Raw genomic sequence first — 14,711 nt, forward strand, 5'->3', positions numbered from 1 at the left:
TATGTTTGCAATATACAATAACACCCGATACTCCATTTGGTTATCGGGTGTTGTTGTTTGATAACATCCATAACGGTTCTACTGGTATAATGATTGTAATAGTTATAAAAAACTTTTAATACCTTTATAATACGATCACGAAAGTGCTATTACTCAGCACTTGGTTTGAATCTATAGCCTGCTTGCTTTATGGTAAGCATATTTTACGAGTACTTAACTTATAACAGTTGGTTTAGTAATTGAATAATAAGTAGCTGATAGTAGACTGGTTAAGTACAACGATATCTTTAAGCACACATATAAAATCAGTCGATGACTGTAATCTGGAAAGTAAGGAACGTAAGATGCGATTTATTGATGAAGCCGTCGTAACGGTAAAGGCAGGTGACGGTGGTAACGGAATCGCCAGTTTCCGCCGAGAAAAGTACGTACCACGCGGTGGCCCTGATGGCGGTGATGGAGGTAGCGGTGGTGATGTTTACGTTATCGCTGATGATAATACAAATACTCTAGTCGACTATCGTTATACGCGTCGCTATGACGCCAAGCGTGGTGAGAATGGTCATAGTAAAAACTGCGCTGGTAAAGGCTCCGATGACGTATTCTTGCCAGTACCTATTGGTACTACTATTATTGATACCGAGACAGACGAAGTACTAGGCGACTTGGTTGAGATTGACCAAAAAATATTGGTTGCCAAGGGTGGAGATGGAGGACTTGGCAATACTCACTTTAAAAGCTCTACCAACCAAGCGCCGCGTAAAGCCACCTCAGGCTTTGAAGGTGAGTTAAAGGTACTCAAGTTTGAGTTAAAAGTAGTGGCGGATGTAGGTCTGGTAGGATTGCCTAATGCTGGTAAATCTACTTTCATTCGTCAAGTTTCTGCTGCCAAACCTAAAGTTGCAGACTATCCATTTACGACGCTCGTTCCTAATTTGGGTGTAGTAGATATTGGTCGTCACCGCTCATTCGTGATGGCTGATATTCCAGGTCTCATTGAAGGTGCGTCTGAAGGTGCTGGACTGGGTATTCGCTTTTTAAAGCATGTTGCTCGTACGCGTCGTCTATTACACTTGGTTGATGTAAAGCCAGTTGATGGTAGTGATCCAGTAGAGAATGCTCGTGTCATTTTAAATGAGCTGGAGCGCTTTTCACCTGAATTGGCTAATTTGCCTCAAATTTTAGTGTTAAATAAAATTGATCAAGTGGCTGAAGAAGACTTAAATGAGTTATGTACGCATATCGTAGCAGAGCTTGGCTGGACAGGTATTGTGTTTCGCACATCCACTTTGACAGGCGATGGTGTTGATGCTGTCAAATATCATTTAATGAATGAAATTGAGCGTGAGCGCGAGCGTGAAATAGAAGATCCTATTTTTGCTGACGCGCAAAAAGAGCGTTTTGAGCGTTTAGAAGAAGAAGTACGTTTAAATACAGAGGCGCAGCGTGAAGCTTACCGTGCGGCTCGCAAAGCTGAGCGTGAAGGTGCCAATCTTGTAGACGATGACGACTTAGATGACGATGACGGTGTAGAAGTAGTCTATACCTCTTAGAGTGTATTAGCAGAAGATAACGGTAGTGTTTACTGTTATTCTCTGCTAACGTTTATACAAATTTGATGTCATTATTTATGAGACTATATTAAATCTTTATACGACGAAATAGATCATCTATTATTATTTTTAAATCAACACCCACAATTTACAGGAGTTTTTATGGCAGGTGACATAGACCAAACGACCGAAGAAGCAAGGTTTATCAAACAAAATCGTAATTTTGATATTCAGCGCGTTGTTGTCAAGATTGGCTCATCGTTATTAACTAATAATGGACGAGGGCTGGATCGAACTGCTATTTATGAGTGGGCCAAACAGATTGCTAAATTGCACAAGCAGGGCGTTGAAGTACTATTAGTGTCGTCAGGCGCAGTTGCCGAAGGCGTGGTACGAATGAACCTTGATGAGCGTCCAAAAAAACTGGCCGCATTACAGGCTTGTGCTTCTATTGGTCAGATGGGTCTGATTGAAACGTGGTGGTCAGCACTGATTCAACACGGAATACAAAGCTCTCAGCTATTATTAACTCACGATGACTTGTCTAATCGTAGTCGTTATTTGAATACCACTGGCGCACTGACGCAGTTACTAGAGTGGAATGTGCTTCCAGTCATCAACGAGAATGATACCATCACGATTGATGAGATTAAGTTTGGTGATAATGATACCTTGGGTGCGATGTCAGCAGCTATGATTAATGCTGACTTATATATTATTTTGACAGATCAACAAGGTGTGTTTACCGACAACCCACGTGACAACCCTAATGCTAAAATGATACGTCAAGAGCGTGCGATGGCTGACTATCTTTTTGACATCGCAGGTGACGGTGGTAAGCTTGGTCGCGGCGGTATGCTAACCAAGATTCGTGCTGGTCGCCTTGCAGCAATGGGTGGTTGCCCAACTGTGATCGTTAGCGGTGCTATTGATAATGTCATCACTCGCGTAGTGTCTGGCGAAGCTGTCGGTACACTATTGACAACCAACGATGCTGATAAAATTATTGCACGCAAGCAGTGGTTAGCAGCGCACTTACGCATGTCAGGTACTTTAATCGTTGATGCGGGTGCTGCTAAAGCTTTGGTAGAGAATAATAGAAGCTTATTACCAGTTGGGGTTGTAGAAGTACGCGGTGACTTTGATGAAGGAGATGTAGTAGAAATTGTTCATCAAGATACAGGTGAGCGTTTAGCGGTAGGGCAGATGAACTTTTCTTCTAATGATGCGCGCCGAGTAGCTCGAGAGCGTACGGAACAATTTGACAGAATCCTTGGTAATAAGGAAGAACGCGTAGTCATGGTGCATCGTGATAATTTAGCATTGTCTATGTGATACCATTTATTAAAGACAGCGAGTCTGCGGTAGCATAAGTAATGGATACATAGCGGGTCTATGAATAGTACTGACTATTGGTTAATATTACTCAAATAAGTAGTCGTAAGTATCATTAATTTCTTAAAACTAATGCCATAATAGATTCTTTCTTTATGGCATTAACTATATGTATGTTTCAATCTATATATATACGCTTTGACCAAACTATAATTAGTTGTTAGCTAATAGACACTTCTTAATTTTTTATTTTTAACCATGATAATTACAATAACGAATATTGTACTCTTTTGGAGACTTATGCATGAGTGCCTTAAATAATACGAATACAGCCCAACAAGAATTTGCCCCTCTAAAAAATGATAGGCTAATACGGGCACTGCGTTTTGAGCCTATTGATACCACACCTGTTTGGATGATGCGTCAAGCTGGACGTTACCTACCAGAGTATAAGTCAACGCGTGCAGAAGCTGGAGATTTTATGAGCTTGTGCAGAGATACTGACCGAGCGACGGAAGTCACCTTGCAACCGCTGCGCCGTTATGATTTGGACGCTGCTATTTTGTTTAGTGATATCCTAACCATTCCAGATGCAATGGGTTTGGGCTTATATTTTGAGACTGGAGAAGGGCCAAAATTTAAACATCCTATTCGTAATCAAGCAGATCTTGATAGATTGCCAAAGCTTGATGTCAACGACTCTCTTGATTATGTTATGCGCGCTGTGACGAGCATTCGTAAAGCCTTGAACGGACAAGTGCCATTATTTGGTTTTTCTGGTAGCCCATGGACGCTTGCTACTTATATGATTGAAGGTGGCAGCTCAAAAGATTATCGCTATACAAAAGGGTTTTTATACAGCAATCCTGACTTTTTACATCAGTTATTAGACAAGTTAGCAGTTTCTGTGATTGACTATTTAGATGCGCAAGTTGTAGCTGGAGCGCAAATTTTACAGATATTCGACAGCTGGGGCGGAGCGCTTGGTCATCGTCAGTTTATTGATTTTTCTCATCAATATAACAAGCGCATTGTGGCAGAGCTCAAAATACGCCATCCCAACATTCCCGTGATTTTATTCACTAAAGGCGGTGGTCTCTGGCTTAATATTCAAGCTGATAGTGAAGCTGATGCCTTAGGATTGGATTGGACGATGCCGCTCGATCGCGCGCGTCAAGTTTTAACTGAAAGCCAGCGTCATCTTACTAAGAAGCATAAAAAGCTCCAAGGTAGTAAAGCAATTCAAGGTAACTTGGATCCAGCTACTTTATATGGTTCACCAGAAACTATTCAGGCAGAAGTAAAAATGATGCTTGATGGTGCTTATGCTAGTGGAGATAAAACAGGCTACGTAGCAAACCTTGGACATGGTATTACTCAGTGGGTCAACCCAGATCGGGCAAAAGTGTTTATCGATGCTGTACATGATTATCAGATTTAAGCATTGATATATTTGAGTAGTAAATAACGCAAGTTTTAACCAAGCGCCAGTATTGTTAGATAAATAATTTACAAATGTATGCAGTGCATTTAACGACTATTAAGTAAAAGGACACCTTATGATTTCAGCAGCTATTGTCGGTGGTACCGGTTATACAGGCATTGAGCTTATTCGCTTATTATCAGCACATCCTAAGGTGTCTATTGATCTATTGACTTCAAGAAGTGAAGCTGGGACGCGCGCTGATGAGATATTCCCAAGCTTACGTGGCATATCAGACTTAGTCTTTAGTGATTTGGGCGATGAGACGCTATCTGCTTTACAAAAATGCGATGTGGTATTTTTTGCTACGCCGCACGGAGTCGCTATGAAACAAGCCGCAGCATTGACTCAAGCAGGCGTGAAGGTAATCGATTTGGCGGCTGATTTTCGCTTACAGTCATTGGCAGATTTTGAACACTGGTATCAGCAGACGCATGCTTGTCCTGAGCTACTAAAAACAGCAGTATATGGGCTCCCTGAGCTAAACCGTGACAAGCTTGCAGAAGCTTCTATTGTAGGTAATCCTGGTTGTTATCCAACTACGGCTATTCTAGGTTTGAAACCAATTATTGATAGGCAAAATAAACAAGCAGCGCGTTTGATTGAGTCGCGTATCGTTATTGATGCCAAGTCTGGCGTCTCTGGTGCGGGCCGTCAAGCGAGTCTTGCGCTTAATTATGCTGAAACGACGGATAATTTTAAAGCTTATGGCATCGGTGGCCATCGTCATTTACCTGAGATTGAGCAGGGTATTGAGCAGCTATTAGACAGTCAATACTCACAGCAGGTACGTTTTTTACCACATTTAGTACCTATGATTCGCGGTATGTTTAGCTCTATTCATATGGCGCTCACAGAGGCAGGCACTGGTATCGACTGGCAGCAGGAGTTTGAAACCAGCTATGTAAATGAACCATTCATTGATGTCCTGCCACATGGTATCTATCCTGATACACGTAGTGTACGTGCGAGTAATCGTTTGCGTATCGCAATAGAACAAAATAATGAACGTGGCGAGTTGACCGTCTTGGTAGTACAAGACAATCTTGTCAAAGGGGCGGCAGGACAAGCAGTGCAAAATATGAATGTAATGTTCGCGCTTGATGAAACATTAGGGTTGAATCTGGCCCCAATTGTACCCTAATGCTTGCTAAGTAGAAGAGATGCCTATATAGAATGTAGTGCTGACTTATCACAGAAGCTTTACTATTAAGTCATTACACTTACAGCGCCATGCTAGGTATTGACTTTAAATTCCGTTATAATATCTCGCCTTTACTATTAAGAGATCTTATTCAGATGCGTGTTAAGAATGCCTCCCGCTTGCGCTATCAGCCAGCTCAACCAGTGTGTCACGCGTCTGCATTTGTACATCGTCAGCCTGCAACTAATGCGTCGTTGCAGCCATTATCAAATAGGGATTATCGTATAAAATATAATCAGCGTATTGGCAATAGTCAACGAGGTGCATCGACATGGCTGCTAGCGTTATTTGTGGTAGCGATACTGGTGACGGCGATAATAGCCATATTACTTGGGCATAAGCTTGGCTATCAACGTGGTTATTATGCGCTAAAGACAGAAACTGAGCAGGCTACGATCAATAGTAAAGAAGCTACTAATGAGCTCAAAGACTTACGCATTAGTCATAAGGTGCTGACCAATCAAGTAGCCACAGCCAAGCAAGAGCTGACCATCAGTTTGGCAAATTTGGATGATCTGCGGCAAAAGCAGGCAGCCTTGAAGACTGATAACAGACAAATCTCACAGTTGAACGATTTGTACGCAGAGGTTATCGCTGAACAAGGAGGTATGCCATTACAGGTATTGGGTGCTAAGATTGAGCCATTACCCGAAAATGCTTTTGAGTATGGTTTTGATGTAGGGATGCTTAGCGAGGATGGCCTTGCTAAAAGCTTACAGGTGACGTTAACGCTACAGAACAAAGATGACTTTGTAGAAGTTCCATTAGACCCTGCTCGTTATGTTATTGAGGGCATCGTTCGTATTCGTGGTCGATTTGTGATGCCTAGTGGGTTCAAACCTTTACAAGTTAAGCTTAGTTTAGAAGCAGGCGACGAACAAGTCGAACAACTATATGACTGGAAGCTTGGTGATATGGTAGATAGTATGCCTTTATCATTAATGGACCTACCAGAGGTTGATCAAAGTCCTATTGAGCCATAAATACCGTGAATATGATGGTTTTTACCACGTCATCATAATTTTGAACAGGCTATACACAGAACTTATATCAATTAATACTGTTTTAAAAAGTTATTAATTTACTATTTATTTTTTATCAAATTTTTATTGAAACTATTATTATTATGACCATAAAACAAGTAATAGCATATTCTAAACCTACGGTAGCTGACTGGCATTTTCCTAATATGCCGGCTGTTCATCGTGCTCAAGATGATGACACAGACAACGAAACAACGCCTCAGGCGGATGTGTTAGTTGCAGAACCTGAAGTAGCAAAGCCACCTATGTATGCTGTGGTTATGTATAACGACAACTATACGCCAATGGAGTTTGTCGTGTACATTTTGCAGTCAGAGTTTCGCCATAATATCGACTCAGCAGTTGAAATTATGCTGACTATTCATAACAGTAGTAAGGGTATTGCTGGGATTTATCCTAAAGATATCGCTGAAACTAAAGCTAAGAAGGTAAATAGTCTGGCTCATCGTGAGGGCTACCCATTACTGACTCAGATTGAACCCCATCAAGGTGAATAGGGTAATCCGTCCTATTCACTTATAGACTGGCTTATCGGCCAATATTGCACCTACCTCCATACCCAATTTACTTCTCTTTATCTTTATCTTGATTTTAGTCAAACATAACCTTATATAAGTATTAACTCTAAAAATCATCGCTTTATTTAAATACATCATTTTACATCACTTATAGTTATCATAATCCATTCACATATTGGCTTAGTTCTTTAAAGTACTGAGATTTTTTTGTCTGCTAGTTTTTACATAAAACCTTAAGCTTAAATTAAATATGCCTTTTACCGAAATCAACTTGTAACGTGCTTTCATTCAGAACGATAGGATTATATAGGGAAGCAGTGTTTTTCTGAATTTAATGACCTGTAGCAACCATACTCTTTGATACATTTTAGTACGTGTTAATAGATTGACTATATATAACGATCGTGTTGTGATAAAGGTGAGTAAGAGCGAAGCTGAATACGTTCATAATCGTATCGTAGCCGTTACCTTTTAATAACCGTTGTGTTTTGACCTTGAACAATCCTTTTGCTGCCCTGATTTACCAGTTAAGCTATTAAATTATTATAAAGAGTTGTATAACCGTAGGAATTTCTTATGTTAAGTCGTCATCTTGAAGTCTCTTTGCGTTTAGCAATGACGCTTGCGCGCCAAAAGTCGCATGAGTATCTCACTGTTGAACATCTGTTATTAGCGCTTCTTGAGAATACTCATGCTGCTAATACCTTAACTGCTTGCAATGCCAATGTCTCAAATCTATGTACGGAGCTTGAAGCTTATATTGATAAGCATACGCCAACGATAGATGTGGACATGGAGCAATCACCACAGCCTACTCAAAGCTTTGATCGTATTTTGCAGCGTGCTATTTTCCATGTGCAATCAATCGGTGGTGGTCGGTTGGTTGAAGGCTCAGATATTTTGGTATCTATGTTCTCTGAGCATGATACATATGCGGTCTATTTGCTCAAAAAGCAAGGAATTAGCCGCTTAGAGCTTACTCAATATCTATCGCATGGACAAGATAAGGATGAGCCGTCTGAACCGCGTGCTTCTATTAGTGGAGAACGCCGTAGCGCCTCAGAAAAAACCAGTAAAGACCCATTGGTAGAGTTTGCAAGTAATCTGAATCAGCGTGCTGCAGAAGGTAAAACCGACCCATTGATAGGTCGCGGTCCTGAGATTGAGCGTACTGCACAAGTGCTGTGTCGTCGTCGCAAAAATAATCCGTTATTGGTTGGTGAGCCAGGCGTTGGTAAAACTTCTATTGCTGAAGGTTTAGCATGGCTGATTATCAATGATAAAGCCCCAAAACCGTTAAATGGCTGTGTAATCTATAGTCTTGATATTGGCGCGTTGATAGCAGGTACTAAGTATCGCGGTGATTTTGAAAAACGTATGAAGTCACTACTTGATGCTCTTAAGAAAAAACCCAATGCGATTTTATTTATTGACGAGATTCATATGATTATTGGCGCAGGTTCGTCAATGAGTAGCAATATGGATGTGTCAAACTTGATCAAACCAGCATTGGCAAATGGTGAGTTACGTTGTGTTGGCTCGACTACCTTTACTGAATATCGTCAAGTGTTCGAAAAAGATCATGCCTTATCGCGCCGTTTCCAAAAGATCGATGTAAAAGAGCCAAGTGTGGAAGATAGCATTGATATTTTACGCGGTCTTAAACCACGTTATGAAGAGTTTCACAATGTTGAGTATACTGACGAAGCGTTAGTGACAGCTGTAGAGCTATCTTCTAAGCATATTCATGAGCGTTTTTTACCAGATAAGGCAATTGATGTTATCGATGAAGCTGGTGCATATAAGCGTTTAGGAATTATTCCTGATACAGATGATATCAACGCAGAAAACAGTCTGATTGCAGATCTAGAAAAAGATGTCAGCAAAAAAGACTACGACGGGATCAATACAGGAAAATCTGATATTGATAACGAGATGCAAGATGAAGCGGCAACTGCTAAGGCAGATGATCAGTCGAAGACTATAGATGACTTGCAGACGATCAATAATCAAAAGCCATCGATAAAAATTGATGTCGCTGATATTGAAGCTATTATTGCTAAGCTTGCACGTATTCCACCCAAGTCAGTTTCCAGTGATGATAAGAGTATTCTTGAGCATTTAGATCGTGATCTCAAGCATTTAGTGTTTGGACAAGATGAGGCTATTGCTACGCTTGCTGATGCCATTAAGCTGTCGCGAGCAGGACTAAAAGCACCAGAAAAACCGATTGGTTCATTTATGTTTGCAGGGCCTACAGGGGTTGGTAAGACAGAAGTATCACGCCAGTTAGCAAGTCTATTAGGTGTAGAGTTAGTACGCTTTGATATGTCAGAGTATATGGAGGCGCATACAGCCTCACGTCTGATAGGGGCGCCGCCAGGTTATGTCGGTTATGATCAAGGCGGTCTGCTTACTGAAAAAATCAATCAGCATCCGCATTGTGTATTGTTGTTTGATGAGATTGAAAAAGCGCATCCTGATGTTTTTAACTTACTCTTACAAGTTATGGATCATGGCACATTGACTGATAATAATGGCCGTGTGGCTAGCTTTAAACAAGTTATTATCATCATGACGACCAATGTGGGGGCAGATAGTATCAGCCGCTCATCGATGGGCTTTACTCAGCAAGATCATAGTCGTGACAATACTGAGGCGCTAAAAAGAGTCTTTACGCCTGAATTCCGTAACCGTTTAGATGCGATTATTCAATTCAATCCATTGGATACTTCAGTAGTCATCTCAGTTGTCGATAAGTTCTTGGTAGAGCTACAAGTGCAACTTGATGATAAACAGGTTACTTTAGAGATTGATGATGAAGTACGAGATTATCTGGCTGACAAAGGTTACGATCGTCTAATGGGTGCGCGTCCTATGCAGCGGTTGATACAAGATGAGATCAAAAAGCCATTAGCAAATATGATCTTATTCGGAGATTTAGTGAATGGCGGAGTAGTGCACATATCTTTAGAGCCAGAACATAATGATGAGTCGGATAATGCTTCTGGGCATGTTTCACTTAATAAAGATGAGACTACGTCAAGTACTAGTATGCAAAGTGATAAAGGTTCAGCAGATAGCCGCATTGTTTTGACTGTGGTTGAAACCCATGAACCCCATTCAGACTCTGAGTCATTAGCAAGCTAATCATGTCACTCTTTGAACAAAAACGGTTACTTCGGTAGCCGTTTTTTTTATGATATTGCTATACTTTATAACAAAGTTGGCATAACATTTTGCTAATATGATAAGTGGTATACTTTTTAAACTAATTAATAATAAATAGTAAAGGACTTATTATGGAGTTGTTCCATGAGCAGACAACAAAAACCCCAGAACAAAAACAGGCGATTTTAGACAACGTACGTTTGCCCGAGGACTGGAAAACAGCATTAGCAGATGAATTAACCTCTGAGAATATGGACAATCTACGGGCTTTTTTAAAAGAATCTTACCAGTCAAACGATAGCATTTACCCGCCAGCGCAACTGATGTTTAATGCCTTTAATCTGACGCCCTTGTCACAAGTGAAAGTCGTTATCTTGGGTCAAGACCCTTACCATCGTCCAGGGCAGGCAATGGGATTATCATTTTCTGTACCTAAAGCGATTCCAAAGCCTCCTTCATTGAATAACTTGCTTAAAGAAATGGCTGATGATATTGGTACCAAACCCCCTGCACACGGTGATTTGACCTATTGGGCACAACAAGGGGTACTGTTATTAAATAGCTCTTTAACGGTCAAAGAAGGTGAACCAAACAGCCATCAAAATAAAGGTTGGGAGCAGTTTACCGATGCTGTTATTGACGTAGTTAATGAACAAACAGAACACACAGTATTTATATTGTGGGGCAGTAAAGCCCAGAAGAAAGGTAAGTATATCAATACTGACAAGCATCTTATCTTAACCGCTGTTCATCCATCCCCACTTGCTGCCAATCGTGGCGGTTTTTTTGGTTCTAAGCCGTTTTCTAAGACCAATGACTATCTAAAGCAATATGGGAAAACGCCAATTGACTGGCAATTACCACAATAAATGCAAAACACACGAAATATAAAATTAATGCCATATCAATCCTTAAACATTCAAGACAGTACGTTTTGGTCAACCCAAGACGTTAAATGGATGCAAAAAGCTTTAACGCTCGCTCGGCAAGGTGCCGAGAGCGGAGAGGTGCCAGTAGGGGCGATATTGGTACATGATCATCAAATTATTGGTCAAGGGTTTAATGAGCCTATTGGACGCCATGATGCGACAGCGCATGCTGAAATTGTCGCATTAAGAGACGCTTGTACGCGCTTGAAAAATTATCGTTTACCACTTGAGACTACTTTATATGTGACTCTAGAACCTTGCACAATGTGTGTTGGGGCACTGATACACGCACGGGTCGATAGGCTGATATATGCTGCAAGTGAGCCACGCGCTGGTATGGTCGGTAGTCAGATGAATCTACCTATACAGAGCTTTTATAACCATAATATAGAAACATATAATGGTTTGTGTGACGTACATAGCAGTCAGATACTTAAAAGCTTTTTTCGTGAACGTCGAAAAAATATGAAAAAGCATAAAGATAGTGTTTTTAGTAAATAATATGACTAATAGATAAGATACCAGTCTTGATACTAGTGATAACGTTGTTTGTTTGCTATAATATCGCCCTATTTGATTGCTAACCAAATAATTGGTTTATTAAGCATTTGATAAATAAACTTTAATATCAAGTAAGTACATGAAGCATTGTCTCCATGATATCTGTGATTAAGTGAGTGTTATGACTGTCTCTACACCTGATGACTCTTTACTTAATAGTGAGGATAGTGGCACAACGAGTTTTAAGCGTTATCCTGTCATTTGTATCGATGGGCCAAGTGGTGCAGGTAAGGGTACGGTTACATGGCGTTTAGCACAGACTCTTGATTATCAATTATTAGATTCAGGCGCGTTATATCGTATTGTAGGACTAAAAGCATTTGAAGCTGGATTAATCAGTGCAGACGCCAAACGACCTATTGATGAGATAGAGCTACTGCAATTGACCCAAGGTTTAGATATTGTTTTTGTGCCGAATAATGAGTCAGGACGGGTCGATATTTTGGTTAACGATGAAGCAGTCGGTGAGCAAGTCCGTAACGAAACCGTTGGAGGTTATGCCTCGCAGATAGCTGTATTTCCTAAAGTTCGTCAAGCATTGCTTAAGCTGCAACAAAATATGGCTACTCGTTCAGGTTTAGTTGCTGATGGTCGCGACATGGGTACGGTCGTTTTTCCAGATGCTGATGTTAAGGTGTTTTTGACTGCCAGTGCTGAAGCGCGTGCAGAGCGACGTGTGACTCAATTGATAAATACGGGTCAAGCAGCAGATTTTGAAGCCATTTTGAATACAATCAAAGCCCGTGATGAACGTGACGAGAACCGAACCACAGCACCTTCGAAACCTGCTAAAGATGCATTAGTATTAGATAGCTCAATGTTAGATGCCGATACAGTTTACGAGCTAGTCAAAAAGCAATGCCAAGATAAAGGTATTTATTTTAATAGTTAATAAAAACAACATATTACGAACCAAAAACTTCCCTATAACGATTGAATTTAGTATAAAATTAGAGTAGTCAAAATTAGTAGTGATTAAAGAGATATAAGTATTTTTATCTAAGACAGTTGTTGATAGTAAGCAATACTAGCTAGGAGCTTATTACCAATAAACGTTTTTTTATATGATTGCATGGGATATAAAACCAGTATTTCGTTCTATACAATCATAAATTTGATCCGTACTGTGCTGGACAGGATACGGCTATACAAAGGTAGACATAATGGAATCATTTGCTGAACTATTTGAAGCGAGCATTGAAGAGCAGGGCCTAGATATCGAGCGTGGCTCGGTTATTACAGGTGCTGTTGTGGCCATCGATAGCGATTGGATCACAGTAGATACTGGTCTTAAATCTGAAGGTATCGTCGCTCGTGAAGAGTTTTTAAGCGAAGAAGGCGAACTTGAAGTTGAAGTTGGCGATAGCGTTGATGTCGTAGTTGAAGCGGTTGATAACGGCATGGGTCAAACCTTGCTGTCACGTGAGAAAGCTAAACGTGTTGAAACTTGGAATTTCCTTGAAAAAATCGCTGATAACGATGAAATCGTTAAAGGTATTATCTCAAGCAAAGTTAAAGGCGGTTTCACTGTAGATATCGGTTCAGTACGCGCGTTCTTACCAGGTTCATTGGTAGATGTACGTCCTATCCGTGATACAACGCATCTTGAAGGCAAAGAGCTAGAATTCAAAGTCATCAAACTTGACCAAAAGCGTAACAACGTTGTGGTTAGCCGTCGTGCAGTTATGGAAGCTGAAAACTCAGCTGAGCGCGAAGAGCTATTGAACAAGCTTGAAGAAGGCATCGAGATCGAAGGTATCGTTAAGAACCTTACTGATTACGGCGCGTTCGTTGATCTAGGTGGTATCGATGGTCTATTGCACATCACTGACATGGCATGGCGCCGTATCAAGCATCCATCTGAAGTTGTTGAAGTTGGCCAAGACCTAAAGGTTAAAGTATTGAAGTTTGACCGTGAGCGTAACCGTGTTAGCCTAGGTCTAAAACAGCTTGGTACTGATCCTTGGGATAACGTTGGCGGCACTTACCCAGTCGGTAGTGTGGTTAAAGCACGCGTAACTAACTTGACAGATTATGGTTGCTTCGCTGAAATTTCTGAAGGTATCGAAGGTTTGGTACACGTATCAGAAATGGATCACACTAACAAAAACATTCACCCATCAAAAGTCGTTCAAGTAGGCGATGAGATTGATGTGATGATTCTCGATATTGATGAAGAGCGTCGTCGTATTAGCTTAGGTATCAAGCAAACCCTAGCAAATCCCTGGGAAGAGTTTGATAAGAAACATGAGCGTGGTGATAAAATCACTGGTACTATCAAGTCAATCACTGACTTTGGTATCTTTATCGGTCTAGACGGTGGTATTGACGGTCTTGTTCACTTATCTGATATCTCTTGGAATGAGACTGGTGAAGAAGCTATCCGTAACTACAACAAAGGTGACACCGTAGAAGCAATGGTATTGTCTGTAGATGCAGAAGCAAACCGTATCAGTCTAGGCGTGAAGCAGTTAAGCTCAGATCCATTCAACGAGTACTTAGTTAGTAACGACCGTGGTGCTATCGTCAATGGTAAAGTGAAAGAAGTAGACGCTAAGGGCGCTACTATTGAACTTGCTGACGAAGTTGAAGCTTATCTACGCGCTTCTGAAATCCAACGTGATCGCGTTGAAGATGCAACTAAGCATTTAAGCGTTGGTGATGACGTTGAAGCGAAAATCATCAGTGTAGATCGTAAGACTCGTAACATCAACTTGTCTATCAAAGCGAAAGACGAAGCTGAAGAGCGTCAAGCGATTAAAGATCTAGGTAGCACTAATACAACTGCTGCTCCAGGTTCTGATGCACAACCAAAAACAATTGGTGATTTGATCAAAGAACAGATGCAGTAAGCTTTAAGCTACTAATGTATTCATAGTATGGAAAAAGCGACTTCGGTCGCTTTTTTTTATTT

Annotated in this window: 11 protein-coding genes; all 11 read left to right on the forward strand. The window is 40.8% G+C overall.

Annotated elements, in window-relative coordinates:
- The first annotated feature begins 344 nt into the window (after positions 1 to 344).
- The 11 genes from cgtA to rpsA all read left to right on the forward strand — a co-directional run bounded on the left by cgtA (position 345) and on the right by rpsA (position 14,649).
- The gene (cgtA, locus tag BTV98_RS03295) at positions 345 to 1,553 is read left to right on the forward strand and encodes an Obg family GTPase CgtA (protein ID WP_058368118.1); all 1,209 of its coding nucleotides are present in this window, start codon (positions 345 to 347) and stop codon (positions 1,551 to 1,553) included.
- Positions 1,554 to 1,715: 162 nt separating this feature from the next.
- Positions 1,716 to 2,888 (forward strand): glutamate 5-kinase, encoded by a 1,173-nt coding sequence (proB, locus tag BTV98_RS03300; protein ID WP_058368117.1) that lies wholly within the window; start codon positions 1,716 to 1,718, stop codon positions 2,886 to 2,888.
- Positions 2,889 to 3,192: 304 nt separating this feature from the next.
- Entirely contained in the window at positions 3,193 to 4,329 is a 1,137-nt protein-coding gene (gene hemE / locus BTV98_RS03305) for a uroporphyrinogen decarboxylase (RefSeq protein ID WP_058368116.1), read from the forward strand.
- Between the two features lie 118 nt (positions 4,330 to 4,447).
- Positions 4,448 to 5,515 carry an N-acetyl-gamma-glutamyl-phosphate reductase gene (gene argC, locus BTV98_RS03310; protein ID WP_058368115.1) on the forward strand — a complete coding sequence of 356 codons (1,068 nt, stop codon included), beginning with the start codon at positions 4,448 to 4,450 and terminating at the stop codon, positions 5,513 to 5,515.
- Between the two features lie 155 nt (positions 5,516 to 5,670).
- A complete protein-coding gene (locus tag BTV98_RS03315; protein ID WP_058368114.1) occupies positions 5,671 to 6,558 on the forward strand; it encodes a hypothetical protein in 888 nt (295 codons plus the stop codon).
- A 143-nt stretch (positions 6,559 to 6,701) separates the two neighbouring features.
- Positions 6,702 to 7,115, forward strand: a complete 414-nt coding sequence (locus BTV98_RS03320; protein ID WP_058368113.1) for an ATP-dependent Clp protease adaptor ClpS — start codon at positions 6,702 to 6,704, stop codon at positions 7,113 to 7,115.
- Between the two features lie 597 nt (positions 7,116 to 7,712).
- Positions 7,713 to 10,286, forward strand: a complete 2,574-nt coding sequence (clpA, locus tag BTV98_RS03325) for an ATP-dependent Clp protease ATP-binding subunit ClpA (RefSeq protein ID WP_058368112.1) — start codon at positions 7,713 to 7,715, stop codon at positions 10,284 to 10,286.
- A 152-nt stretch (positions 10,287 to 10,438) separates the two neighbouring features.
- Positions 10,439 to 11,176: a uracil-DNA glycosylase gene (locus tag BTV98_RS03330; protein ID WP_075102883.1), complete on the forward strand. Its 738-nt coding sequence runs from the start codon at positions 10,439 to 10,441 to the stop codon at positions 11,174 to 11,176.
- A 27-nt stretch (positions 11,177 to 11,203) separates the two neighbouring features.
- Positions 11,204 to 11,737, forward strand: a complete 534-nt coding sequence (tadA, locus tag BTV98_RS03335) for a tRNA adenosine(34) deaminase TadA (RefSeq protein WP_058368129.1) — start codon at positions 11,204 to 11,206, stop codon at positions 11,735 to 11,737.
- A gap of 181 nt (positions 11,738 to 11,918) precedes the next feature.
- Positions 11,919 to 12,689: a (d)CMP kinase gene (gene cmk, locus BTV98_RS03340; protein ID WP_058368110.1), complete on the forward strand. Its 771-nt coding sequence runs from the start codon at positions 11,919 to 11,921 to the stop codon at positions 12,687 to 12,689.
- 271 nt (positions 12,690 to 12,960) lie between these two features.
- Positions 12,961 to 14,649 (forward strand): 30S ribosomal protein S1, encoded by a 1,689-nt coding sequence (gene rpsA, locus BTV98_RS03345; protein WP_058368109.1) that lies wholly within the window; start codon positions 12,961 to 12,963, stop codon positions 14,647 to 14,649.
- Positions 14,650 to 14,711: the final 62 nt, after the last annotated feature.

The organism is Psychrobacter sp. Cmf 22.2, assembly GCF_001921745.1.
Classification (GTDB): domain Bacteria; phylum Pseudomonadota; class Gammaproteobacteria; order Pseudomonadales; family Moraxellaceae; genus Psychrobacter.

Coding starts and splice junctions, on each gene's coding strand:
- cgtA (WP_058368118.1), top strand. CDS start 345: ATGCGATTTATTGATGAAGCCGTCGTAACGGTAAAGGCAGGTGACGGT.
- proB (WP_058368117.1), top strand. CDS start 1,716: ATGGCAGGTGACATAGACCAAACGACCGAAGAAGCAAGGTTTATCAAA.
- hemE (WP_058368116.1), top strand. CDS start 3,193: ATGAGTGCCTTAAATAATACGAATACAGCCCAACAAGAATTTGCCCCT.
- argC (WP_058368115.1), top strand. CDS start 4,448: ATGATTTCAGCAGCTATTGTCGGTGGTACCGGTTATACAGGCATTGAG.
- BTV98_RS03315 (WP_058368114.1), top strand. CDS start 5,671: ATGCGTGTTAAGAATGCCTCCCGCTTGCGCTATCAGCCAGCTCAACCA.
- BTV98_RS03320 (WP_058368113.1), top strand. CDS start 6,702: ATGACCATAAAACAAGTAATAGCATATTCTAAACCTACGGTAGCTGAC.
- clpA (WP_058368112.1), top strand. CDS start 7,713: ATGTTAAGTCGTCATCTTGAAGTCTCTTTGCGTTTAGCAATGACGCTT.
- BTV98_RS03330 (WP_075102883.1), top strand. CDS start 10,439: ATGGAGTTGTTCCATGAGCAGACAACAAAAACCCCAGAACAAAAACAG.
- tadA (WP_058368129.1), top strand. CDS start 11,204: ATGCCATATCAATCCTTAAACATTCAAGACAGTACGTTTTGGTCAACC.
- cmk (WP_058368110.1), top strand. CDS start 11,919: ATGACTGTCTCTACACCTGATGACTCTTTACTTAATAGTGAGGATAGT.
- rpsA (WP_058368109.1), top strand. CDS start 12,961: ATGGAATCATTTGCTGAACTATTTGAAGCGAGCATTGAAGAGCAGGGC.